The following is a 24,524-nucleotide window of genomic DNA, read 5'->3' on the forward strand; positions in this document are numbered from 1 at the left end:
TACGCGGTGTCGCCGGATCAGGAATCGGCAGTCACGAGCTCGCGAAGTGCGCGTTCGAGGGCGTCCTGCGACTGCGCACCGTTGATCATCCAGCGGTTGTCGATCACGAACGTCGGCACCGACCGGATGCCCAGGTCATTGGCTGCATCGCGCTGCAGAGCGACCTCGTCGCCCGCGACGCCCGACGCCAACACCTCATCGACTCGATCGACGTCGAGCCCGACCAATGCCGCCCGCGCGGCGAGTGTGTCGTGGTCGGCGATGTCGGCGCCTTCCGCGAAGTGTGCCTTCCACAGCTCATGCGCCAGGTCACGTTGCACACCGGGGCCGGCGTGCTCACCCGCCCAGGTGAGTAGGCGATGGGCGTCGTACGTGTTGGCCGCCACTGCCGCCTCGAAGTCGAACTCGAGCCCGTCCGCGCGACCCGCGGCTCGTACCCGAGCGGACATCGCTTCGGCGTCCGCGCGACCGCCGAACTTGCGTCCGAGCACGTCGAGGAGAGGCTCGCCGTTGCTCTCGGAGTCTGGGTCGAGCTGGTACGCCCGCAAGGCGACCTCGATCTCGACACCGGTCGACAGCGTGACCGCCGCGGCGGCGCGCTCGAACCTGGTGACGCCGAGGTAGCACCAAGGGCAGACGACGTCGGAGAAAACACTGACCTTCACAGCAGGAGGCAACGTACGAATGCCTCTCCACTATTCCGTCAGAACAACACCAGCGTCAGACCAAGGGACACGGAGGCGGCCACACCGGTCGAAGCGGCGGCCAGGCCGAACGCCCGCCACGGAACCGGGAACAGCGCAGCGACCCGCATCATCAGCCCGAGGCCGAACATCGCGCACGCGAGCAGCAGGGTGGTTGCCACGTCGGCCACACCCAACACCGAGTCGCCGAGCAGGCCGGTCGTACGTACCACCGCCGCGGCGACGAAGCCGACGACGAACCACGGTACGAGCGGGGTCGCGGCGCTCGTATCCTCAACCGGCGCGACCGAGCGGTCGCGTCTCTGCGCAGCGACGAACGCGAACGCCAGCAGGGACACGCGGCCGAGTTTGATCGTCGTCGCAATGGCGACCGCAGCAGCACCGGCCGCGGAAGCCGCGGCAACCACTTGCGCGACCTCGTGAACAGAGGCTCCTGCCCAGACTCCCAGTTGCGTATCACTCAAGCCCAGCAGCGATCCCGCGATCGGCAGCGCAATGATCATCGCCGTACCGAACACCGTGACCAGCGCAATCGACAGCGCCACGTCTTCGTCCCTGCGCCGGATACCCGTCTCGACGGCGGCGATCGCCGACGCACCGCAGATCGAGAAGCCGGCCGCGATCAGACTCACCAGGCCGTGCTCGAGTCCGAGCCGCCGCCCGATGTAACAGGTGAGCGTGAACGTCGCGACGACGGTGACCGCGATGACGGCACACCCGCGGGTCCCGACAGCTGCGAGGTCCTGCAGCGGCAGGCGCAGTCCGAGGAGTACGACGCCGACTCGAAGGAGCAGTTTGGTGATCCGCTGCTGATCGCGCAGCCAACGATGGCCGCCCAGTCGCGAGTTGCCGACCACCGCGCCGAGGACGAGCGCGATCAGCAGCGGACTCGCGAGAGGAAAGACGACTGCAATGGCGCTTGCTAACAGCGCGGCCGCGACGGGTATCCCGAGACCGCCGAGAGTACGCGCGTACGCAGCGGGTCTCGACGTGGTTTTCAACAGCATGTATCCAGGCTCTACGACACCAACACCCGCCAGTAGGCCCCAAGAACTCGCCAGGTCATAAACTGACGTTATGCCCTCTCGGATCGACCTGGAATCACTGCGGCTGATCGTCGCGATCGACCGTCACCACAGCCTCGGCGCGGCTGCACGCGAGCTCGGCATCAGCCAGCCCGCGGCGAGCGCGCGACTGCGCTCGATCGAGTCCGGATACCGACTGTCCCTGGTCTCTCGGTCTACGCGTGGCTCCGAGCTCACCGAAGACGGACGAGCAGTGTGCTCGTGGGCGGAGAATGTACTCCGCGAGGCCGACACCCTGCAGGCCGGTATCACCGCGCTCAGCGAGCAGCGTCAGGGTGGTCTCGAGATCGCGGCGAGCCTCACGATCGCCGAGTACTTCCTCCCCCGCTGGCTCGGCGAAATGCAGCGCGTCCGCCCCGATGTGCACACCGCGCTGCGCGTCATGAACAGCGCCGATGTCGAGACCCAGGTCCGCCGACACGACGTTCGGTTGGGCTTCACCGAGAACCGCGCCCGCCCCTCGGGTATGTCGACCAGAACCGTCGGCAGCGACCGGCTGGTGGTCGTCGTCGCGGCACATCATCCGTGGAGCAGACGCTCGCACGTCAGCGCCGACGAGTTGGCGCAAACCCCTCTCGTACTCCGTGAATCCGGCAGCGGGACCCGTGAGACCTTCGACCGTGCATTGGGCACCGAGCCGCGAATCGCACTCGAGGCGAGCTCGACGAGTGCACTGATCGGCGCGGCCGTGAACGGCGTCGGGCCGGCCGTGGTGTCGGAGGTCGCAGTACGCTCGCAGCTCGAGTCGGGTGTGCTCGTGGAGGTCGATGCCGGGCTCGACCTGCGTCGGCCGCTGCTGGCGATCTGGCGCTCCGACGAGACGCTACGCTCGCCCGCCACCGACCTCGTCGCCATCGCGGCCCGCTGAAGCGTCGTCGGACTCGCGCTCCAGCCAACCCCGGAATGCTTCGAGGTTGCGCGTCGACTCGCCACGAGAGCGGCGCCAATCCCACTCCTTGCGGATCGAGCTCGCAAAGCCGAGCTCGAGGATCGTGTTGAACGACTCGTCGGCGTACGTCAGCACCGCGCCGAGTACACGGTCGATCTCGTCGGGCGTCACGGCGTGCAGCGGCAGCCGCCCGTCGAGGTAGATGTCGCCGACATAGTCGACTGCGAAGGCGACCGCGTACATCTTGAGATTGCGCTCGAGCAGCCACCGATAGACGGCCTGATGGTTCTCGTCGGGTTGGCGTGCGACGAACGCATGGATGCCCAACGCCTGCTCGCCGACCTCGAGTCGACAGGCGGTCTTCAGCTTCCGCTCGCCAGGAAGCTCCACCTCGAACACACCGTCGCGGTGCTCGGTGAACGTCAGCTCTGCGTTCTCCAGACTGGACCGGATCGTGCCGGCGACCGTGCTCACGAGGCGACCTCCGTGTCGTGCAGGCGTCGCCCGATGGCGGCGCGGTAGACCTCGACCGTACGCTCCGCTGTCCGGCGCCACCCGAACCCGCTCGCGTGGCGCACCGCGGCCCGGGCGTACGCCTCTCGCATCGCGTCATCACGAAGTAACGCGCCGATCGCCTCCGCGTAGTGCGTCGGATCGTGGGACGGCACGAGAATCCCGGTCTCGCCGTCGCGTACGGCCGTCGCGAGCCCGCCCACGTCTGCAGCGACTACGGGTGTCCCGCAGGCCTGGGCCTCGAGGGCAACCAGACCGAACGACTCGTTGTACGAAGGTACGCAGATCACCGATGCGGCGGCGTACCACCGCGCAAGCTCCTCCTGCCCGACCGGCGGGACGAACCGGACGACGTCGCGCAGACCCAGCTCGGCGGCCAACTCGACCAGTGCCGTCGGCCGCTCCAGCCCGGATCCCGATGGTCCTCCGACAACGGCGACGACGAGCGGCCCGTGCGCTTGCCTACGCTCGCGCAAGACCGCCGCAGCGCGTAGCAGTACGTCGGGCGCCTTCAGCGGCTGGATTCGCCCGACGAAGAGCAGCACGTCGGCGGCTGGGTCGATGTCGAGCGCGTGCCGGGCGGCCGCAGCGTCACCGGACGAAAAGGTCGCCAGGTCGACGCCCGGATGCACGACCGCGACGCGACGCGGGTCTGCGCGGTAGCCGTCGACCAACTCTGCCGCTTCGTCGTCGGTGTTGGCCACCAACGAGTCGGCGACATCGACGAGCTCCTGCTCACCGGCGATCCGCCCCGCGGACTCGGGCGCATCGCCCGCGGCGAGTGCGGCGTTCTTCACCTTGGCCATGGTGTGCATCGAGTGCACCAGCGGCACTCGCCAACGGTCTCTCGCGACCAGTCCGACCTGCCCGGACAACCAGTAGTGCGAGTGGATGACGTCGTACCGACCGGGCCCTTCATGCGCCTCGGCGCGCAGGACGTCGCGTGCGAAGGTGCACAGCTGCGCGGGCAGATCGGCCTTGTCGAGCTGCTCGAACGGTCCGGCCGCCACGTTGCGTACTGTGACGCCCTCGGCGACCTGGATCCTGCCCGGCTGACCCGACGATGTGGCGCGAGTGAAGATGTCCACCTCGATGCCGGCCTCCGACAGCCTCCGCGACAGCTCGCGTACGTAGACGTTCATACCTCCGGCGTCGCCGATGCCGGGTTGTTCGATCGGCGAGGTGTGCGCAGACAACATCGCCACCCGACGAATCCCGCCGCCGGGGCCGCTGTCGAGTCCTCGCACGTACGCCACCTCGACACGCACAACCGAGCGCTCCGGCGGGCCATTCCGACCCGTCCAAGCGCTGAGACCGCGACTTCTACAACCAGATGGCGACGTACGCCCGCGGATCAGCCGATCCGTTCAGCAGGGCCCGGGGCCGCCGTACCGGAACGCCCGTCGACCCTGCCATTTGAAGCCGTACTGGCCCGGCACCGAATACCACTTCGAGAACTTCGCCTTGCTCTTGCCGCGCACCGAGATGTTCCAGGCCCGGGCACCCTTGTGCTTGCGCGGGAGCTTGCCATTGCCCATATCGATGCAGCGACCTTTGCCCTTGGTGTAGGCGACTTCACCGAACACCTGCGCGGACGCGACCCGGTTGAACTTGTTCTTCCAGAGTCGATCCGGGTAGTAGCCGGAACGCTTTCCGTTGACGTAGAGATTCCAGCGATTCTTCCGGTGCACCCAGCCGAGCCGAATCTTAGAGCCAGGCTTTAGTTTTGCGCCCGGACGAATTCCCTTTCCGGCGCGTACGAATCCCTTGCATTTGAAGTTGTAGCATTTCGGGTTGCCCTTGAGGCCCCACCAGAACACGAACAACCGGGTCTGGCGGTGACCGTTGCCGCGCACCCAGCCGACCTCGACGTACGACGGTTTGCGCGGATTGCTCCCCGGTCGAGAAAGCGCGATCTCGGCGAGACTGTGGTCGGCCTTGCGGATGCGGATGTCCTTGGGCTTGTGCACCGTGAACGACGCGAACACGCCCTTGGCCGGCTTGCCCTTGCCGAAGCGGCGGCCGGCACTCGCGTACTTGTACTCCCAGCCCGCGGCCTTCGCCCCCAGCAGGTCGTGGCGAGGCGGCTGGAGCGGGCGGTCCGTCGCGGTTTCAGCGGCTTCCGGCGTTGGTGTCGGCGCGCCGACACTCTGGCTCGCCGGCGCAGCCGCAAGCAACGAGGACGCCAGCAAACCGCAGGCCGCGGGCGTGACGATCCTGGCAACGTGGGTGAGCATGGCGGCAAAGTAGCATGCGGACGGCCGACATTACGCGACCGTAGGATCAAAACTTCCGGTCAAACCTCCGGTCATTTCGCTGGAAATCTGCCCAAAGTCGGCTTCTAATAACTAGTGGAGTCCCGTTTGTGTCACACGGGGGATGGCACAACGGGACTCCACCCATGTCCGGCCGGCGCTAGACCACTTCGCCTGTCTCAGGTGCTCGGCCCGCCCTGATCGGCGAGCCGGTCGTAGACCTCATCGAAACCGAAGTTATCGGCGAGCGCCGTCGCCGTACGCTCGGCCTCCTCTGCCTCCCTCGTGCGCCCGAGCGCCCACAGCACCTTGCTCCGCAAGACCGCATGGTCGGCCCTCCGCCGGTAGGTGTGCGGCTTCGAGTCCGCGATCGACGCGCGGTCGACGTACGACAGCGCCGCGTCGGCGTTGCCCAGCTCGAGCAGCAGCTCGGCCATTGCCTTCAGAGCCAATCCGTACGACTGCGAATGCGCCGACACGGCGCGCAGCGTGTAATGCGCGGCCTCGACCCGTCGGCCCTGCAACCGGCATGCGTACGCGAGGTTGTGCAGGCACACCTGTCGTCGGCGGCCGTTGCGGCCGCGCAGAATGCGGATCGCATCGCGCAAACCCGACTCGGCCTCCGCGAGATTGCCCATCCGTCCCTCGATCAACGCGCGCCCGGACAAAACATGCGAGCGCGCCAACTGGGACAACAGCGGATCGCGTACGCGCGCCGCCTGCCGCGTCGCGATCGAGCTGAGTACGCGCGCCGACCCGTGGTTCCCGTCGCTACTCACCGTCTCGGCCGCACTCCGGTAGAGCTGCGCGGCGACGTACGGCATGTCGAACTCCTCGGCACGTATCGCGAGTGCCTTCGACGCCTCCGCTGCCGAGGACGAATCGCCGCGCTGGATGGCGAGGCCGTGGAATGGGTACGACAGCTGGTAACAGGACAGTAGGTCGAGGGGGCTGCGTACCCACTCCCCCGAGGCGGCCGCGCGCATATTCGGATACTCGGCCTCGAGCCAGCGGCGAGAGTCCTCCGGCACGTAGTCGTCGATGATGTCGTACAACTGCTCGTACACGCAGTGCACGTCCTCGAGAAACAGCTCGCCGAGTCCGCGCCAGTGCTCCAGCCACATCGCCACGAAACAGCGCATTCCGGCAGCGACCCGCGATGGGTCGGCCGGCCGCTCCGAGGCGATCGCCAACCGGCTCAGGTCGTGCAGTCCGACTCGCCCCGGTTTACGCGAGCTGACCATCTGCACCTCGCCGAGACGTTCGACGACGTCGACGGCTGCTCCCCGGTTGCTGCGGGTCAGCGCCGCGACCGAGTCGACGGAGAAGTCCCGCAGCGGCGACGACGACATCAGCGACAACGCATCGAGCGCCGCAGCATCGCCTCTCGACGTCGACCGCGCGAGCGTGCGTACGCCGGCGACGAGCGTTGAGCGCATCCCGAACGAGCCGTAGTCGAGCTGCTCGATGCGGGTTTCCTCGGTCTCGAGCCGAGCGATCAGGTCGGCCGCCGACGGCCCGCTGCGTGAGCTGAGTCGGGCACCGCACACCCGCAATGCGAGCGGATGCATGCCGCACAGGGCCGCGATCCGGCTGCACTGCTCGCTGGTGAGCGAGGCGCTGCCCGCGGCCGAGGTCAGCAGGCTCGCGGCCTGCTCGTCGGTGAGCGGACGCAGGTCGATGAGCAGGTTCGCGTGCAGCCCGGACAGCCGAGACCGTGAGGTCACCAGCAGTGCATTACCGGAACCGGAAGGTACGAGGTCGGCGATGTCGACGTCCTCGGGAACGTTGTCGACGACCAGCAGCGCACGAGTACGCGCCGTCAGGGAGCGCATCATCCGGACCCGCGATCCGCGACGCAGGGGGATGTCTTCGCGCATCCCGAAGCTCCACAAGATGTCACCGAGTGCCTCGTGTACGGCGTCGGCGTCGCCGTCAGCAGAAAGGTCTACGAATACTTGACCGTCGGGGAAGTCGTCCGCGACCCGGTGTGCAGTGTGGATCGCGAGGGAGGACTTACCGAGCCCGCCGGCGCCGGAGATCACGACCGTCACCGAAGCGGGTCCGGCCGACGCCGGTATCCCGCGCAGCATCGAGCTGATCTGCTCGATCTCGTCGCCGCGGCCGACGAAATCCGGCAGGTCGCGCGGCAGCTCCGCCGGTGAGATCGCCGGTGTCGCCGATGCGACCGCGGGCTCGGGCACCTCGGTCCGGTCACCCGCACGGTACGCGCGTACGAACGCCGTGGTCTCGGTCGCGCCGAGGTCGAGCGCCGCGGCGATCCGCAACAGCGAGTCGGTGCGCGGGCGCGTGACGGCGCCGCGCTCGATCTCGCGAATGCTCCGCTCGGTGACCTGCGAGCGCTCGGCGATCTCCTGCTGGGTGAGGCCCTTCGCGGTACGGAGCGCACGCAGCAGCGATCCCTCGGCGGATCCCTCAGGTCGGGCCATGCCGACTACCCTATGTCGACCGCGTCACGCTAGGTGAGGAGTCCTGTCAAGCCGTGGCGCGAAGGCGCCGAACGACTCACGTATCGTTGGACTGCTTCTCGACCGAGTGGCGATTCCCACGCAAGGACCTTTCGTACCCTCATGCCCAACCGACCAGACCTTCGCAATGTCGCCATCGTCGCCCACGTCGACCATGGCAAGACGACACTCGTCGACGCGATGCTCCGGCAGTCAGGCGCGTTCCAGTCGCACCAGGAGGTCGAGGAGCGAGTCATGGACTCCGGCGACCTGGAGCGGGAGAAGGGCATCACGATCCTGGCCAAGAACACCGCCGTGCGTTACTCCGGTCCCGGTGCCCCGGATGGCGGCGTCACCATCAACATCATCGACACCCCGGGTCACGCCGACTTCGGTGGCGAGGTCGAGCGAGGCCTGTCGATGGTCGACGGCGTCGTGCTCCTCGTCGACGCATCGGAGGGCCCGCTGCCCCAGACCCGCTTCGTGCTGCGCAAAGCGCTCGCGGCGCGGATGCCGGTCGTACTCGTCGTCAACAAGGTCGACCGCCCCGACGCCCGCATCGCCGAGGTCGTCGACGAGACGTACGAGCTGTTCCTCGACCTGCTCGACGACTCCGCCGACCAGAACGCCCTCGACTTCCCGGTGGTGTACGCCTCCGCAAAAGCCGGCGTCGCATCCCTCGTGCAGCCCGCCGACGGCGAGCTGCCGGATTCGCCGAACCTCGTGCCGTTCTTCCAGACCATCCTCGACGCTGTCCCGGCACCGGCGTACACCGAGGGCGCCGCGCTGCAGGCACATGTCACCAACCTCGATGCGTCGCCCTTCCTCGGGCGCCTCGCACTCGTGCGCGTACGTGAAGGTGAGCTGCGCAAGGGCGCATCGGTCGCATGGTGCAGGCGCAGTGGCGCCATCGAGCGGGTGAAGATCACCGAGCTGCTGGTGACCGAAGCGCTCGACCGCGTACCCGGCGAGCAGGCCGGCCCGGGCGACATCGTCGCGATCGCGGGCATCCCCGAGATCAACATCGGAGAGACCCTCGCCGATGCGGAGAACCCCGAGCCGCTGCCCCTGATCGCCGTCGACGAGCCCGCGATCTCCATGACGCTCGGCATCAACACCTCCCCGCTCGCTGGGCGGGAGAAGGGTACGAAGGTCACCGCGCGGCTGGTCAAGGACCGGCTCGACCGCGAACTGGTCGGCAACGTGTCGATCAAGGTGCTCCCGACCGACCGACCCGACGCCTGGGAGGTCCAGGGCCGAGGCGAGCTGGCGCTCGCCATCCTCGTCGAGCAGATGCGACGGGAGGGCTACGAGCTGACCGTCGGCAAGCCACAGGTCGTCACCCGCGACATCGACGGCAAGCTGCACGAGCCCGTCGAGCGACTGACCATCGACTGCCCGGAGGACTACCTCGGCACCGTCACCCAGCTGCTCTCGGTACGCAAGGGCCGGATGGAGCAGATGACCAATCACGGCACCGGTTGGGTACGCATGGAGTTCCTCGTACCCGCGCGCGCCCTGATCGGCTTCCGTACGGAGTTCCTCACCGACACCCGCGGCACCGGCATCGCGCACCATGTCTTCGAGGGGTACGAGCCGTGGGCGGGTGACCTTCGTACCCGCGCCTCCGGCTCCCTCATCGCAGACCGCGCGGGTGCCGCGTCGTCGTACGCGATGACGAACCTGCAGGAGCGGGGAACACTGTTCGTCGAGCCGACCACCGAGGTCTACGAGGGCATGATCGTCGGAGAGAACTCCCGTGCCGACGATATGGACGTCAACGTCACCAAGGAGAAGAAGCAGACGAACGTCCGCTCCAGCACGGCGGACTCCTTCGAAAAGCTGATCCCCCCGCGACTGCTCAGCCTCGAACAGTCGCTGGAGTTCTGCCGCGAGGACGAATGCGTCGAGGTCACTCCGGCCTCCGTACGCATTCGCAAGGTGATCCTCGACCAGAACGAACGCGGCCGGGCTGCGCGCCGGCGCTGAGGTTTCGTCCGCGGCCGGCCGCGACGGTTCTCCGCGCGACATCTCGACTGCCCGATTTCGGTGCGCTGTCGGCTTTCCCGCTTGCTCCGGCTGGGCAAAGACGCGGCGACGCGGGCGCTGTACCTACGCGCTCGGGTTCGGCGCCGGCTAACCCGATTCCGTTGGCTTTTGCAGGGTCGGTGGTGGTGCTTCACCAAGTGAACATGGTGAAGTACCGCTTTGCATGGCAGGGACACCGTGCAAAGTTGATGGTTGCCGTGCTCGTTGGTACGTACGTGGCTGCCGTGGCAGGAGTTCACTCACTCGTACCGCCGCGCGCCGACCGTCGTGCGGTTTGCCTTGGGACCAAGGCAAACCGCAGCCCGCAGCCGTACGCCCCACGGCAAGTGGTCACTGTCCAAGGGACACTCGTCATGGACAGTGACAACCCGCCTTGGGAAGCGCCCAACCTTGCCCCGTAACCACCCCAAAGTACCGGGAAAGCCGCCAACCAACCCAAGCCGAAGAGCCACCTCCGCGCGTCGCCGCGTCTTTTCCCCAGCCGAAGGAGCGGGAAGGGTCGACAGCGACGAGGAACTGGGCAGACGGGTAGTCGAACCGAAGCTAAGGAACGCCGACAGCGTGCGGAGGCACGACGGCGGGTGGTCGTACCAACGGAAGCGGGAAAACCGGCGGCGCACCAGCCAGAAGCGTGGAGACGTCCTCCGAACGCCAGCGACGTCAGTCGTCGTCCGCTGGCTCCGGCCGGGCGATCTCGCTACCGAGCCCACCGACAAGATCGCGCAGGGAGGCGAGCTGGCCGAGGATGTCGTCGCGATGAGCATGGAACTCGTCGGCGTCCTTGCGGGCCGCCGCGAGCACCCGGTCGGCCTCGGACTGTCCGTGTGACTCCAGCTGCGCCGCCTGTTGACGGGCTGCCGCAACGACTTGATCGGCCTCCTCACGGGCACGCGCGAGCGAGGTCTCGGCTTCGGCGCGGGCCTCGGTGAGGTGGCGCTCGGCCTGCTCGAGGACCTCGGCCGCATGCTGCTCCTCCGCGGCGACGCGCTCATCCATCTCTGTACGGAGCTGCTGCGTCTCCTCGCGCGCCGCATTGTGGCTCTCGGTCGCCTCGCGTACCAGGCGCTCCTTCTCGAGTGCCAGCGCTCGGCGCTCTTCGGCCACCTCACGTTCAGCGATGGCGCGTTGGCTCTCGGCCTCACGGGTGGCCGTCTTGGTCAGCGTCTCCGCCTCCTGCTGGGCGGACAGGCGCAACTGCTCGGCTTCTCGCTTGGCGTTGGCCAGCAGCTCATCCGACTTCTCGTGGGCGCGCGTACGCCAAGCCTCGACGTCGCCCTTTGCCTCATCGCGCAGGCGCTCGATCTCGGCGCGCTGGGTACCGAGGAGGGTCGCCGCCTCGTCTGCTGCTGCCGACCGCCGCGCGGCGCCAGCCTTCTCGCCCTCCTGCACAAGGCGTTTCGCCTCGATGCGCGCCTCGCCGATGATCTCGGCCGCCTGCTGCTCGGCGGCGGCGAACATCTTCTGCGCCTGCTCGCCCAGCCCGGCGTACGACGGGTAGGCCGACTCCGCGAGCCGCTCCTCGAGCATCGTGATGCGTTCCTCGAGCTCGCCGATCCGGCGCCGAGCCGCCTGCGTCTCCTGACGCGACGTTGCCAGTGCTCCGTCGAGCTCACGAAGGTTCGCATTGCGGCGCCGGACGAACTCGTCGACGGTCGCCCTTTCGTACCCGCCGAGCTTGGCCACCGGGAATGCGGACTGCCCGGATTCCGCGGGCTTCTGCTGAGTGAGCGTTGCTGGTTCCTGGTGGCCGATCAAAGTACGTGCACCCCTCGCTGGTTTGTCCCGAGTCGCTGCCCCCAGCACGCATAGTTACATAGTCAAGCGGTCACGGAAAGCCCTCGATTTGCTTGGTTTCCTCCCTATACGAAAACTACAGGCAGTAGTTGAGCGTTCGCCAGCAACCAAGTCCGCCTTCACTGGTGCCCTTCAGATGCCAGTAACAGTTGACATCTGAGCATCAGAGGGATGGTCGACGTGCCGCGCACCGATCTTTGCGGAACTGCGCGACCGCGTAACCTCACGCGACCAGAATCGTTCTTGATGGTGAGACGGCAACCCCTGTCGTCTGTTTACTCTGCGTCAGTGACCGCCGAGCATCAGAACACCACCGCGCCGGCGATCACCAGGATCATCACCACGGTGACCCCGGCGACGGCCAGCTCGAAACGTCCGTCCCGGATGCGCAGCGGTGCCCGCTCGGTCCAGTCCAGCCGACGCCGATAACGCCGTCGGCTTCCCAGCACGATCCACACGCTGACCGGAACGGCCACTACCACCGCCAACAGCGCGATCGGGCCGATCGACTCGATCGCGAGCCGCGACACGATGGCGGCGGTGACGACCACCGACAGTGCCGTGCGGTTCCAGGCGAGCGCGGTGCGTTCGTTCTGTGCACCCCGACCGCCGTCCGCGGACATCACCCGAACGACACCACGATGAGCAAGATGCCCAGCAGCAGCATTCCGACGACCAGCGGCGCCGCCAGCCCCATTGACGGCAGCGGAGAACCGGTACGCATGGCTCGCTCGGCCCGCGCCCACCGAACCCACGACGCCACGGCACAGAGCAGGCCCAGCAGGACCAGGAGCGCCGCCAGGACGAGCTGCAGCCCATCGCTCATCGGTAGGTCCAGCGCGTCGACCGCTGCGCCGCCGGCGAGCAGCGCGAGGGCCGTGCGAATCCAGGCGAGGAACGTACGCTCGTTGGCGAAGCTGAAGCGCGGATCCGGCTCGTCGCCGACCCCGTAGATCGAACGCGGCCACCGCCGGTCCGACGGTCGCTCGCTGGCCGACTCGGACTCCTCCACCCTCACATCACCTCAGCTCGACTGTACGAACAACGGCAACGATCGGTGGGCCAACGTGCGTCGTTCGTACGGCAGCGCCGATGCGATCCGCGCAATCTCCGTCGCCGCCGGCGACGCGGGTCGATCCACCACGACTGGTACGCCTGCATCCGCACACTGCATGACTGCGGGATCGATCGAAACTCGACCGAGCAGCGGGACCCCCAGATCGTCGGCAAGCCCGGCGCCCGCATCTCCGCCGAACAGAGCCGTCTCCGTACCACAGTTGCCGCAGGTGACGCTCGACATGTTCTCGACGACTGCCGCGATCGGCACCCGCGAGTCGCGCGCCATCGCGGCCACCCGACTCGCGACGGCGGCCACCGATGCCTGCGGGGTCGTCACGAGGAGCAGCTGGAGATCGGGCAAGAACTCCATCAGCGACATCGGCACATCGCCGGTGCCGGGAGGCAGATCGAGTAGGAGTACGTCCAGCTCGCCCCAATGCACGTCGCCGACGAACTGCTCCAAAGCCTTGTGCAGCATGGGCCCTCGCCAAACCACCGGCTGCGCGTCATCGACGAAGAACCCGACTGACATCAGCGCGACGTCGTGCGCCCGCACCGGCAGCATGACGCCCTTGATGGCCGCCGGAGGTTCTCGTACGCCGAACAACTGCGGCACCGAGTAGCCCCACACGTCGGCATCGATGACTCCGACGCGTTCACCCGAAGCAGCCAGCGACGCGGCGAGGTTCGCCGTGACCACCGACTTGCCGACTCCGCCCTTGCCGCTCGCGACGGCGTAGACCCGCGTACTCGAACCGAGCGTGCCGAGACCGTCGGCACCCTTGAGGGTTCGGGCGACCTGCATTCGGCCGGCTTCCGGCATAGGCTCCAGCACGACGTCTACGTCGCCGCCGCCGACGGACATTGCCGTCTCCCGGACGACGTCTCGAAGCCGCTCCTGCGCGGGTAGCGCCTTCGAAGGCAGCAGCACGCCGACCCGGAACCCGCCGCGTACCGGCGTCACCTCGCCGACCATGCCGAGGTCACCGAGCGAGTGCGACAACGTGGGCACGCGTACGTCCGCAACCGCGGTTTGGACGCGCGCCTGCGTATCGGCACTGTTTCGCGGCCGCAGCAGGCTCATTGCTCAGACACCCGAAATGTCCCACGCCTGGGGCTCACGGGGCGCATCATGAACTCGGGTCGACGCATGCCGTCGGCGTTCGGCCCAGGGCGCGTCATCGCAAGCCATTCGCGAAACACCTCCTGCGACTTTCGTACGTCGACCTCGATGTCACCGTACGCGTCTCCGGCCTCCGCGGGCGTCACCCTGACCTGTTGCAGCCAACAGTGCATACCGGACAGCGGATCGGGCTGCACCGGGAAGGTGAGGTTCTGGTGCACGCCCGCGTCTTCCCAGTGGACCCGCTCGGAGTCGGCGTCCTTGCTCGCGAAGGGGCGTACGCCCGTCTTCTGCCGCAGCTTCCACACACCCTCGTCGGAGCGTTGGAGGTCGACGTGCCCCGTCACCCAACGGCTTCCGTCGGACTCGTGCAGGCGCCAGCGGCCCATGTGATGGCTGAGCGCGACGACGCCCGGACGAATGCCCTCGGTCACCCAGACTCGTACGACGAAATAGCCGATGCGGGTGCTCACTCGCGCGAGGTCTCCGGTGCGTACGTCCAGGCGCTCGGCGTCGCGCCCGTTGACCCACAGCGGATGGGTGTTGCTGATCTCGTTGAGATACTTCGCGTTTCCCGATCGGGTGTGCACGAGCGTCGGCAGCCGGAACGTCGGCACCAGAACGAGGTCCCCGGCGTCCTCGTCCAGCCGATGGTGGGAGATATGCGACTCGATGTAGCCCGGCGTCGCCTGCTCGGGCCATCCGAAGTCGGCCACCGCGTCCGAGTAGAGCTCGAGCTTACGGCTCGAGGTGAGCCATCCGGCCACCTTGGAACCATCGTCGAGCTCGACGCCGACCGCCCCGGCCTCGCCAACGAGCGGCGGGGTGCTTTCGTCGTCGACGGGCTTGCGTACTACCCCGTCAGCACCGACCGACGTGCCTTCGAGCTCGGCTTCGGTCAGCACCCGTTCGTCCTGCCGGTAGGTGTCCTTGGCCACCTCGACGACTCCGTACCGCCGCATGTACTCGATCGGCGTCAGGTCCTGCGCGGCAGCCTTCTCGGGTAGGCCAGGCACGCGGTTCTCGAAGATCCAGCGGTAGTACTCCTCGACGGTCACCTTCTCGCCGGGCCGGTACGGCGACTCGAAGTAGCGCCGGATGCCGAGCGAACCGTCGGGGTCGATCCGCCACGACAGGTCGAACCAGAACTCGTTCTCCTCCCAAACCTCGCCGGGGTTGGAGTCTCGCGTATCGGTGTACTCGCGTCCGAGCTTGTCCATCGCCACGCGGCGTACCGGCTGCCTGAACCCGAGCCATTTGCCGGCGTGCGTCTCGTACGAGTGGGTGTCGTGGCGCTCGGTCGAGTGACCCATCGGCAGTACGTAGTCGGCGAACGTCGCGGTCTCCGACCACGTGGGCGTCAGGGCGACATGCAGGCCGAACTTGTCTGTGTCCTTGAGCGCATCGATCCAGCTGAACCCGTCCGGGTTGGTCCAGACCGGGTTGTAGACGCGGCTGAAATACGTGTCGATCTTGCCGCGACCGTCTTGAAGTAGATGCGGGAGCAGGATCGACATCTCGTTGCACGCAAGGGGATACTGGGGCGGCCAGATCTTCTCGTTCCAGACGTCGTGACCCTGTGGCATGTCCGGCCCGTGCGGGATGAACTTGTCCCAACCGTTCGGGCTGGTGCCCCCGACCGTGCCGACACTTCCCGTCAGCACGTTCAGGAAGAACAGCGACCGGGCGACCTGCCAGCCGCCGAGGTTGCCGGCCGCGGCGGCCCGCCAGATGTGCGCCGACAGTGCGCTGCCCGCACCGGACACGATCTCGGCGAGCTCCGCGATCTTCGCCTCGGGTACGCGCGCTTCCTGCGCGGCGAACTCGAAGGTGTAGCCCGCGTAGTCCTCGGTGAGCCGGTCGATGAAGGTGTCGAAGTCTTCAGGATCGTTGGGGTGAAGGCGGTTGAGGTAGGTCTTCCAGTTGGTCCAGCGATGTAGGTATTCGCGGTCGATGTTGCCGGTCTGCAACAGATGCGCGGCGATCGACAGCAGGATGGCCGCTTCGCTGCCGGGCCACGGCGCCAGCCACAAGTCTGCATGCGATGCGGTGTTGGACATCCGCGGGTCGAGTACGACGACCTTCGCATTGCCGCTGTGCTTGGCCTCCATGATGCGCTGCGCATGGGGGTTGAAGTAGTGCCCGGCCTCCAGATGGCTGGACAGCAGCAGGATCACCTTTGCGTTCGCGTGGTCCGGCGACGGCCGGTCGTACCCACCCCACAGGGTGTAGCCGAGGCGGGCGCCCGAGGAGCAGATGTTCGTGTGGCTGTTGTGCCCGTCCACGCCCCAGGCGAGCAGGAAGCGCTCGGCGAACCCGTCTTCGCCCGGCCGGCCGACGTGGTAGATGACCTCGTCGCGCCGATCGTCGATGATCGCCTGGCGGATGCGCGCCGCGATGTCGTCGAGCGCGTCGTCCCAGCTGCACTGTTCCCACTCGCCGTCACCGCGTTCTCCCTTGCGGCGAAGGGGATGCAGGATCCGCTCGGGATCGTTCAGCTGATTGATCGTCGCCGGGCCCTTCGCGCAGTTGCGGCCGCGCGAGCCGGGGTGCGCAGGGTTTCCTTCGAGCTTCTTGACCGACAGGTCTTCCTTGTCGACGTACGCGAGGAGCCCGCATGCAGACTCGCAGTTGAAGCAGGTCGTCGGGATCAGCATGTACTCGTGCGGCACCTTCTTCGGATGCGCGCGAGCGTCGTACTCGACGTGGTGGTCCCAGGACTCGACCGGCGGGAAGTTGCGAAGGTGCTCATGCGAGCGCTCGCCGGGCAGCCGACCCGGTTCGACCTTGGCCATGCTGCCTCCTCAGGAAAGGGGTACGTCTTGTGCGGCGCGGACGTACACGAACTCGTGTACGACGAGCGAGACCTGGACGAGAACGCCGGCGACGACGGCGAGTGCCGGTAGGGAGCCGTTCCAGGCGGGTACGGCAACCAGCAGAGCGAGCACCGAGAGTGCGATGGAACCCATCCAGAACGCGCGTGCGTACCGACCGCGTACGAGGGTGCTCGCTGCGACAGCAGCGTTCCTGCTCTCGTGACTGCCGAGAAGATCTACCAGCGAGATCGTGACGTGGCCGACGACTCCGACGAGCAAAGCCCTTACGGAGAACGCAATCGCGGCGTCGGACTGTCCGGTCACGACGTTCGCCATGACCATCAAACCGGCTCCGACCATCAATGCCTGTACGAGTAGGTGCCACAACAGCCACGGCGACTGCCAGAGGTCGCGGCCTTCGGCCTGACCGAACAGGAAGGCGGTGTAGCCGGCGGCGAGCCCGGCGGCAGGTATGACCAACACCGCCACGACCTCGCTGACACCGCCGATGTCGAGTATTCGTACGACGAACCACACGATGGCCGCGGCCCCGAGGCCCAACAGGCAGTAGCCGCCGCGGACCAGCCAGGAGCCGTTGTTCGGTCGGGTGAACAAGTAGTAGAACCGCTCCGGGCGCTTCAGATCCCAGACCAGCAACACGCCTGTCGCTCCCGCACCAGCCGCGGCGAGCACCGGCGCCAGCACCGACCCCGCGGCGCCGAGGTCAGTGCCGAACAGCAACGCGAGCGCAGCGACCGCGATCGCTCCGGCACCGGCCGCCTTGGTCCACAAGTACGTCGCGACTCGCCAACCCCACGGTCGCGGATGTTCGGTGTTCAGGGTGGTCGCCGCGGTCGGGTCGCTGCCGACGAAGTCATCCTGGGTGTTCAGACGCTGCTCGTCCGGGTTCGCCCACAGGTACGTGTCGCGCACCGGCGCCTCGAGCGGATCGAGCACGGCCTGATCAGCACCGAGGTAGAAGACGTTCGGACCGGTGTTCTGCTCCGGCGATCGTACGCTCGTCGGGTTGTCGGCGATCATCTTCGCGATGCCGGAGTCCTCATCATCGAGATCGCCCACCCAGATCGAATGTGTCGGACACACGACGACACACGCGGGCTCGAGCCCTTCGTCGACGCGGTGTGCGCAGAAGTTGCACTTGGCCGCGGTGTTGGTGTCCTCGTCGATGTAGATCGCGTCGTACGGACAAGCCTGCATACACGACTTGCAGCCGATACAGCTGTCGCCGTCGAAGTCGACGATGCCGTCGTCGCGCTTGAACAGGGCGTTCGTCGGGCAGATCTTCACGCACGGCGCATCGGTGCAGTGATTGCACCGCATCACGCCGAAGTCGCGCGTGGTGTCCGGGTACTCCCCCGCGTCGACGTACTTGACCCACGTACGAAACTGGCCGACCGGCACGTCATGCTCGGTCTTGCACGCGACCGTGCAGGCGTGACAGCCGATGCACGTTCGCTGGTCGATCGCGAATCCGTACTTCATCGCACCTCGTCAGCTTGGGGAGCCGTACCGCTTAGGGTCGCGGAACCGCACGCGATTCGCTAGTAGTCATAACCGGGGTAGGTCATAGTCCACGATTATGACCTACCCCGGCGCTGCTTTGGGTTGTTCGTCGGCTTGCCGGCCTGCGTCGGTTGGCACCTTCATCGCTTCTCGTGCGCTTCGGTGCAGACCGCATTGGCGGCGACGAGGATCCCGTCGCGGTGGGTTCGGGTTGTTTGTCGGCTGACCCGATCCGCCGGGTTCCCGGTTGCCCGTCTGCCTCATCTGACCCGTCCGAAAAGATTCTCAGAAAACTTCGTTTTCCCTTGTGGATAAGGCCTTCTGGCCCCCGATGTTGTCAGTGGCGGCTGGCATGATGTGGGTTATGAGGACGGCGAATCTGATCGACGATGTCGAGACCACCGATGGTCTCGACGTCGCTGCGGCCGCTCGTGCTCAGCTCGCCCGCATCGAGGCTGCGCAGTTCGATGCGGTGTTGGCGTATCTGCGGCAGATCGCTGCCGAGCCGCTCGCCCAGGCCGGTGGGGTGAATGAATGGACCCGGTACGGCGGATCAGGGACACCGTCGGTGTCGGAGTATGCGGTCGCCGAAGTCGGCCCCGTCCTCGGCCTGTCCGCCAACGGCGCCCGTGCGCTGATCGCCGATGCCCTGGATCTGGCGTATCGGCTGCCGCGGCTGTATGCGTGTCTGCATGACGGGAGTGTGGATGGGTGGCGGATCCGGAAAGTCGCCCGCGCCACCCGGGAGTTCACCATCGCCCAAGCCTCCGACGCCGACCGGCGGCTGTCGGCTGCGAATGTCGACGGGACCCCGCTGATCGCACGGATCACCATGCCGCGGCTGCAGCTGGTGCTCGATCAGATCCGGTTCGTCGACGACCCCGACGGCGCCGAAAAGAAGCGTCGCGAGGCACGCAGGCGGCGGGGTGTGACGATCTGGTTCGAAGACGGCGTCGCCCACATTGCAGGCACCCTGTCCGTTGACGACGGGCAGCGTCTCGACCAACGACTGGACCAGTTGGTGGAGTCGATGCGGTTCCTCGGCGACACCCGCCCCGACCACATCCTCCGATCCGTCGCGATGGGCATGGTCCACGAACCCGACAGCCTCAACGACCTCTACACCCTCGTCGCAGACAAAACCGACGACGCCACCGGCGCGGACGTACCCGCCGAGCCCGAGACTGAGCCTGAGGCCGAGTCTGAGCCGAAGCCGTCGAAGCGGCGCCGCAGCAGAAGGCGTGGGCTGCGGGAGACGGTGCTCTACCTTCATTACGACCGGTGCTGGGGCACCTGGTCACTCGACGACGTCGGCGCGATCACCCGGTCGGAGGCCGAACAGATCCTCGGCAAATCGTCGCGGATCGTGGTGAAGCCGGTCATCGATCTGGAGACGACGATCTCGACCACCGGATATGTCGCACCCCCGCGGCTACGCGAGCAGACCGCGCTGATGAACGGCCTCACCTGCACATTCCCGTACTGCAAGCGTCCGGCGAAACTCGGCGACTACGACCACATCCGTAACTATGCCGACGGCGGCCCGACGGATTCGAGAAATGGCCACCGGTTGTGTCGGTTCCATCATCGGGCGAAGACGTTCACCGCCTGGACCGTCACGTGCCCGGCACCCGGAATCTGGCTCTGGCTCTCACCCGCCGGACGTTCATACCTCGTCACCGCCGGCACCACCACCAAACTCCCCGGCCGAACAGACGCCACCAGCGTCCAAGAGAAGCGAAAACGTAACGCCGCCTGACACCCGCCACCCGAGCACCACCGTGGCGGGGCACAGGCATGCGCTAGTCGAGAGCGGCTCGAATCGCCGCGTACGCGGTGTCGTCGAACGCAACCAGTGTGGAGGTCTGAACCTCGGTGGCCGTGCCCTGCAAGGTGCGGACGGCGATCCGCGCGGCATCGTCGAGCGGCCAACCGTAGATGCCGGCAGAAACAAGCGGAAACGCGAGCGTACGAGCGCCCAGCTCGTCGGCGACGTTCAGCGCGTTCGAGTAGCAGGATGCAAGCAGCGCAGGGTCACGCTCGCCCGCGGAGTGGTTCGGGCCGACGACGTGGATGACCCAGTGTGCCGGTAAGTCGCCCGCAGTGGTCCAGCCGGCTCGACCAGTCGCCAGGCCGTCGGGGAACCGCCGTACACAGTCCCGCAGGATCACCGGCCCGCCTGCCCGGTGGATCGCGCCGTCGACGCCTCCGCCGCCGCGCATCCGCCGATTCGCCGCGTTGACGACGGCATCGACGTGTTGCGCGGTGATGTCACCGCGCAACACGTCGACCCGATGCGTCATCGGACTACTCCGGGTTCTGCTCCGAGTCATCCGCCGCGGCGGATGAGCCGTTGCCCGAGGCGGAGTTGCCGTTCGACGCGAGGTCGGCGTCGCTGAACGGCGCGTACTCGGGTGTGGTGACCGGTACGTGACCTCGGACCGGACCCGAGCGGCGTTCTCGCAACGGATCTCGACGCAGGTCTACGTACAGACAGAAGCACATACCTATCAGCACCAATGTGAACGGCGTGGCCGCCAGGATCGCGAAGGTCTTCAAGGCATCCAGACCACCGACCGCGAGCAGAACCGCCGCGACGACACCGGTCATCACCGCCCAGAGCACAATCAGCGGCTCCCACGGCTCCTTTCGTCCGCGCGACGACAGCGTGCTGAGCACGACTGCGCCGGCGTCGGCACCGCTGACGAAGAAGATCGCGGTCAGGAAGATCACGACTCCGGCAGTCACCGGCAGCCACGGGTACTGGTCGAGCATGTTGTAGAAGCCAGCCGCCTCATTGTCAGAGCCGGCGATGTCGATGCCGCCCATCTGCAGGTCGATGCCGGCGCCACCGAAGACGACGAACCACACGGCACTGATGGCGGTGGGCACGAGCATCACGCCGAGCACGAACTCGCGGATCGTACGGCCGCGGGAGATGCGGGCGATGAAGGTGCCGACGAAGGGCGTCCAGGAGATCCACCACGCCCAGTAGAAGATCGTCCAGGTCGAAAGCCAAGCAGAGGTTTCTGCTCCGCCGAACGCGGCGGAGTTGAAGCTCAACGGGACCAAGTCGCTGAGGTACGCGCCGATTGCGTTCGGGAACAGGTCGAGCATGAACACGGTCGGCCCGGCAACGAACACGAACACGACGAGTAGTCCGGCTACGACCATGTTCAGGTTGGAGAGAATCTGGATGCCCTTGGCGACACCGCTCGCCGCCGACAACACGATGCCGACCGTCAGCACCATGATGATGATGATCGCGGCCTTGTTGCTGCCTTCTCCTTCAACCTCACCGCTGCGCAGGAGTTCGACGCCTGCGGCCATCTGCAACGAACCGAGCCCGAGCGAAACCGCTGAGCCGAACTTCGTCGTGATGATCGCCAAGATGTCGATCGGCTTGCCATAGCCGCGCTTCATCCGCTCTGGCCCGATGACCGACTGGAACGGTGAGCTCATCAGGTTGCCGCGGCCCATCCGGAAGGTCGAGTACGCAAGCGCGAGACCGACGACGGCGTACATACCCCAGGGGTGCAGACCCCAGTGGAAGAACGTGATCGCCATCGCGTCGTGGGCCGCAGTCGCGGAGTCGGGTTCGGCGGAGCTGAAGGGTGGCGGATCCGCGGTGTGGAACGCCGGCTCATACACGCCATAGAACATCAGGCCGATGCCCATACCGGCGCTGAACATCATCGCGATCCAGGAGATCGTCTTGAACTCCGGCTCCTCGCCATTGCGCGACAGCGGGATCCGGCCGTAGCGACCGAATGCAAGCACCAAGGAGAACACGACGAAGGCAGATGCGGACAGGATGATGAACCAACCGACGTTGTCGATCACCCAGCCCAAGGCGTTCAGGGACCATTCCTCGGTCTTTGTGTGGAAGATTCCACCGAAGATGCAGATGACCGCAATGACACCGAACGCCCAGCCGAACACGGTCTTGTCGATGGTGGCCAAGCCACCACGGACGTCGCGGAACGACGGAGGCGGACCGTAGTCACCACCCGCGGGTTCCTGCGAGATCGGCGGATCGAGGTCCGCGCCCTCTGCCGGGGTTGTGTCGGCACTCATGCCACGCCTCCAGGGTCGTCGTTCGTGATCGTTCGTCGTACCTGGTCGCGTCGCGGGCGTTGCCGCCCGCAACGGAATTGATCCACCCCACAGCCTGCACCATCGCAAGGGCACTACGCGAACCGGCACCCTTCGTGGTTAGAGTGAGGCAAATGAGTGAGGACCAGACAGCTGACGTGTCCGCACCGGTCGCCCCACCGCGGTTCGAGGGCGATGACGGGACCACCACACTCGGTCAGGTGGGCAAGGTCAACAACGACGACATCCGCCTCGCCGCGTTCCAGGACTGCGGGGAGGTGAACAGCGCCGTCGGAGTCGTGCTCGCCCTCGCGGGAGGTCTCGACAGCCAGGACATCGCGATGCTGAGCAGCATCCAGCACGACCTGTACGACCTCACCTCCGATATCGGCTCGGCGAATCCGCGCGGCGACTCGGACGTACCGCACATCACCGATGCGCATATCGAACGCCTCGAGCGTGCCTGCGAGCACTACCGCTCTGAGCTCGTGACGTCGTACGACGATGCGGTCCTTCCGGGCGGCACTGCCGGTGCTGCGTTGCTCTACCAGGCACGCTCCATCACCCAGCGAGCCGAGCGCACGGCCTGGACGGCGTCGGTCAAGCACCCCGACACCCTCAGCCCGCTGCCGCACCGCTACCTCAACCGGTTGGCGTTACTGCTCGGGATCCTCGCGCACGATGCGAACGCCGAGCACGGCGACACCCGCTGGAACCCGATGGCCTCGTGCGCACCGGTGGAGAGTACGAACGGCACCGAACCGCAGTAGCTGCGGGATTCAGCGCCGCGGCAGTCGACGTACGGTCGGCCAAACGTCGGCGATGTAGACCAGCGCCGCCACGGTGCCGGCGAGGTTGAGCAGGCTCAACGGGTGGAAGATCAGCACGTTCGCGACGAACGCGAGACCGAGCAGGATCAGCCACAGCTGCTTGGTCTGCTTATCGGCCGCGAGAAACTGCGCGGCGGGGCGGATCGCTGCGTCGAGTAATGCGAAGCCCTTGATCGCGAGCAGCGCGAAGGTGATGACCATCATCACGGCGGACTGGAACTGAAAGATCTCGACCACGGCACCAGAGTATCGGTACCGACAACACTTCGGCCCGTCGTCAGCGCGACGACGGGCCGAAGTGTGTCCGCGGACTATCCGCGGGTGAGAGTCAGTCGGACTTCTTCTCGGTCTTTGCGGTGCTCTTCGCGGTGCTCGACTTCTTCGCCGTGGTCGTCTTGGCCGTCGACTTCTTCGCCGTGGTCGTCTTGGCCGTCGACTTCTTCGCCGTCGACTTCTTGGCCGCCGGCTTCTTGGCGGCGGGCTTCGGCTCGGCCTTCGGGCTCTCGACCTTGGTCTCGGCCGTCTTCGGCGCTGCCGGTGCCGACACGGACGCCTCGGTCGCGGGCCGCAGCTTCGACACGGCGTCCTTGACGTCGGAGACGACATCGCGCTTACGTACGTCGTCGACGACGGTCTCGCCGCGCTTGGCGAAGTCGGCGTACGCGGTCGAAAGGTGCTCGAGCGTCTCGGAGGCGAACGACTGCGCCTGGCCCTGCAGATCGCGCAGCTGCTCGGGCAGCGCCTTGAGCTGCGCCGGGATCTCCTTGACGTCGAGCTGCGGTGCCTTCACCTGCGGCGCCTTGAGCTTCGGAGCCTTCAGGTCCTTGAGCTGCGACGGGTCGGTCGCACGCACCCGCTCGACGAGCGCGTCACCGGCGCCGACTACGGCATAGAACGGGGTTGCGGGATTGGCGATGGGCATGGCGACTCCTACGAGTTGAGATACGAGCGGTAGATGGCGACGAGGGCTTCCTGCTGCCGCTCGTCGAGGCGAGAATCGGCACGGATCGCGTCCTCGACCGGCCGGCTCGCGGATACGTCGGCATCGAGGATGCCCGCACGTACGTACAGGGACTCGGCCGAGATCTGCAGCGCTTTGGCGATGTTCTGGAGCACCTCGGCCGACGGCTTGCGTACGCCGCGCTCAATCTGGCTGAGGTACGGGTTGGAGACACCGGCTTGGTCGGCGAGCTGACGAAGCGACAACTCGGCCTGTCGACGCTGCTCGAGCAAGTACTCGCCGAGCGTGCCGACGGTCTTGCTCACCTTTGATCTGGCCACACCTCCATGGTGCTTGCAATTGCAAGCACAAGCAAGCGC

General features: G+C 66.8%; 21 protein-coding genes. 4 read left to right on the forward strand and 17 right to left on the reverse strand.

Features of this window, described 5'->3' with window-relative positions:
• Positions 1–17: 17 nt before the first annotated feature.
• Positions 18–665, reverse strand: a complete 648-nt coding sequence (locus MU582_19475) for a DsbA family oxidoreductase (protein UPK74592.1) — start codon at positions 663–665, stop codon at positions 18–20.
• A gap of 38 nt (positions 666–703) precedes the next feature.
• Positions 704–1,711 (reverse strand): putative sulfate exporter family transporter, encoded by a 1,008-nt coding sequence (locus tag MU582_19480; protein UPK74593.1) that lies wholly within the window; start codon positions 1,709–1,711, stop codon positions 704–706.
• 70 nt (positions 1,712–1,781) lie between these two features.
• On the opposite strand from MU582_19480, the gene MU582_19485 reads away from it, so the two are divergent.
• Positions 1,782–2,657 (forward strand): LysR family transcriptional regulator, encoded by an 876-nt coding sequence (locus tag MU582_19485; GenBank protein UPK74594.1) that lies wholly within the window; start codon positions 1,782–1,784, stop codon positions 2,655–2,657.
• On the opposite strand, the gene MU582_19490 is transcribed toward MU582_19485, so the two are convergent.
• From MU582_19490 to MU582_19505, 4 genes are all read right to left on the reverse strand, one after another.
• Positions 2,613–3,152, reverse strand: coding sequence for a YbjN domain-containing protein (locus MU582_19490; GenBank protein UPK74595.1), 540 nt, complete (start codon positions 3,150–3,152; stop codon positions 2,613–2,615). The genes MU582_19485 and MU582_19490 overlap by 45 nt on opposite strands.
• Positions 3,149–4,390, reverse strand: coding sequence for a D-inositol-3-phosphate glycosyltransferase (gene mshA / locus MU582_19495; GenBank protein ID UPK77203.1), 1,242 nt, complete (start codon positions 4,388–4,390; stop codon positions 3,149–3,151). The genes MU582_19490 and mshA overlap by 4 nt, the downstream gene beginning before the upstream one ends.
• 168 nt (positions 4,391–4,558) lie before the next feature.
• Positions 4,559–5,428, reverse strand: a complete 870-nt coding sequence (locus tag MU582_19500) for a neprosin family prolyl endopeptidase (GenBank protein ID UPK74596.1) — start codon at positions 5,426–5,428, stop codon at positions 4,559–4,561.
• Between the two features lie 197 nt (positions 5,429–5,625).
• Complete coding sequence (locus MU582_19505) at positions 5,626–7,896, reverse strand: helix-turn-helix domain-containing protein (protein UPK74597.1); 2,271 nt, start codon at positions 7,894–7,896, stop codon at positions 5,626–5,628.
• 141 nt (positions 7,897–8,037) lie between these two features.
• Here MU582_19505 and typA point away from each other — a divergent pair, with 141 nt between their 5' ends.
• Positions 8,038–9,903 carry a translational GTPase TypA gene (typA, locus tag MU582_19510; GenBank protein UPK74598.1) on the forward strand — a complete coding sequence of 622 codons (1,866 nt, stop codon included), beginning with the start codon at positions 8,038–8,040 and terminating at the stop codon, positions 9,901–9,903.
• 720 nt (positions 9,904–10,623) lie between these two features.
• Here the strand turns inward: typA and MU582_19515 are convergent.
• From MU582_19515 to nrfD, 6 genes are all read right to left on the reverse strand, one after another.
• Positions 10,624–11,718: a hypothetical protein gene (locus MU582_19515; protein UPK74599.1), complete on the reverse strand. Its 1,095-nt coding sequence runs from the start codon at positions 11,716–11,718 to the stop codon at positions 10,624–10,626.
• 341 nt (positions 11,719–12,059) lie between these two features.
• Complete coding sequence (locus MU582_19520; protein ID UPK74600.1) at positions 12,060–12,380, reverse strand: DUF202 domain-containing protein; 321 nt, start codon at positions 12,378–12,380, stop codon at positions 12,060–12,062.
• Complete coding sequence (locus tag MU582_19525) at positions 12,380–12,769, reverse strand: DUF202 domain-containing protein (protein ID UPK74601.1); 390 nt, start codon at positions 12,767–12,769, stop codon at positions 12,380–12,382. The genes MU582_19520 and MU582_19525 overlap by 1 nt, the downstream gene beginning before the upstream one ends.
• A gap of 12 nt (positions 12,770–12,781) precedes the next feature.
• The gene (locus MU582_19530; GenBank protein ID UPK74602.1) at positions 12,782–13,828 is read right to left on the reverse strand and encodes an Mrp/NBP35 family ATP-binding protein; all 1,047 of its coding nucleotides are present in this window, start codon (positions 13,826–13,828) and stop codon (positions 12,782–12,784) included.
• 68 nt (positions 13,829–13,896) lie between these two features.
• Complete coding sequence (locus MU582_19535; protein ID UPK74603.1) at positions 13,897–16,734, reverse strand: molybdopterin-dependent oxidoreductase; 2,838 nt, start codon at positions 16,732–16,734, stop codon at positions 13,897–13,899.
• A gap of 9 nt (positions 16,735–16,743) precedes the next feature.
• Positions 16,744–18,258 (reverse strand): polysulfide reductase NrfD, encoded by a 1,515-nt coding sequence (gene nrfD, locus MU582_19540; protein UPK74604.1) that lies wholly within the window; start codon positions 18,256–18,258, stop codon positions 16,744–16,746.
• A 385-nt stretch (positions 18,259–18,643) separates the two neighbouring features.
• On the opposite strand from nrfD, the gene MU582_19545 reads away from it, so the two are divergent.
• Positions 18,644–20,038, forward strand: a complete 1,395-nt coding sequence (locus tag MU582_19545) for an HNH endonuclease (GenBank protein ID UPK74605.1) — start codon at positions 18,644–18,646, stop codon at positions 20,036–20,038.
• 43 nt (positions 20,039–20,081) lie between these two features.
• Here the strand turns inward: MU582_19545 and MU582_19550 are convergent, their stop codons facing one another.
• Both MU582_19550 and MU582_19555 read right to left on the reverse strand, forming a co-directional pair.
• Positions 20,082–20,582, reverse strand: a complete 501-nt coding sequence (locus tag MU582_19550; protein UPK74606.1) for an O-acetyl-ADP-ribose deacetylase — start codon at positions 20,580–20,582, stop codon at positions 20,082–20,084.
• Positions 20,583–20,586: 4 nt separating this feature from the next.
• Entirely contained in the window at positions 20,587–22,356 is a 1,770-nt protein-coding gene (locus tag MU582_19555) for a BCCT family transporter (GenBank protein ID UPK74607.1), read from the reverse strand.
• 152 nt (positions 22,357–22,508) lie between these two features.
• Here MU582_19555 and MU582_19560 point away from each other — a divergent pair, with 152 nt between their 5' ends.
• Positions 22,509–23,144 (forward strand): ATP:cob(I)alamin adenosyltransferase, encoded by a 636-nt coding sequence (locus MU582_19560; protein ID UPK74608.1) that lies wholly within the window; start codon positions 22,509–22,511, stop codon positions 23,142–23,144.
• A 9-nt stretch (positions 23,145–23,153) separates the two neighbouring features.
• Here MU582_19560 and MU582_19565 read toward each other — a convergent pair whose 3' ends face one another.
• The 3 genes from MU582_19565 to MU582_19575 form a co-directional block, all read right to left on the reverse strand.
• Positions 23,154–23,441: a DUF2516 family protein gene (locus MU582_19565; GenBank protein ID UPK74609.1), complete on the reverse strand. Its 288-nt coding sequence runs from the start codon at positions 23,439–23,441 to the stop codon at positions 23,154–23,156.
• Positions 23,442–23,532: 91 nt separating this feature from the next.
• Positions 23,533–24,126, reverse strand: a complete 594-nt coding sequence (locus tag MU582_19570; GenBank protein ID UPK74610.1) for a hypothetical protein — start codon at positions 24,124–24,126, stop codon at positions 23,533–23,535.
• Positions 24,127–24,134: 8 nt separating this feature from the next.
• Entirely contained in the window at positions 24,135–24,470 is a 336-nt protein-coding gene (locus tag MU582_19575) for a helix-turn-helix domain-containing protein (protein UPK77204.1), read from the reverse strand.
• Positions 24,471–24,524 lie beyond the last annotated feature (54 nt).

The organism is Nocardioidaceae bacterium SCSIO 66511, assembly GCA_023100825.1.
In the GTDB taxonomy this organism is placed as follows: domain Bacteria; phylum Actinomycetota; class Actinomycetes; order Propionibacteriales; family Nocardioidaceae; genus Solicola.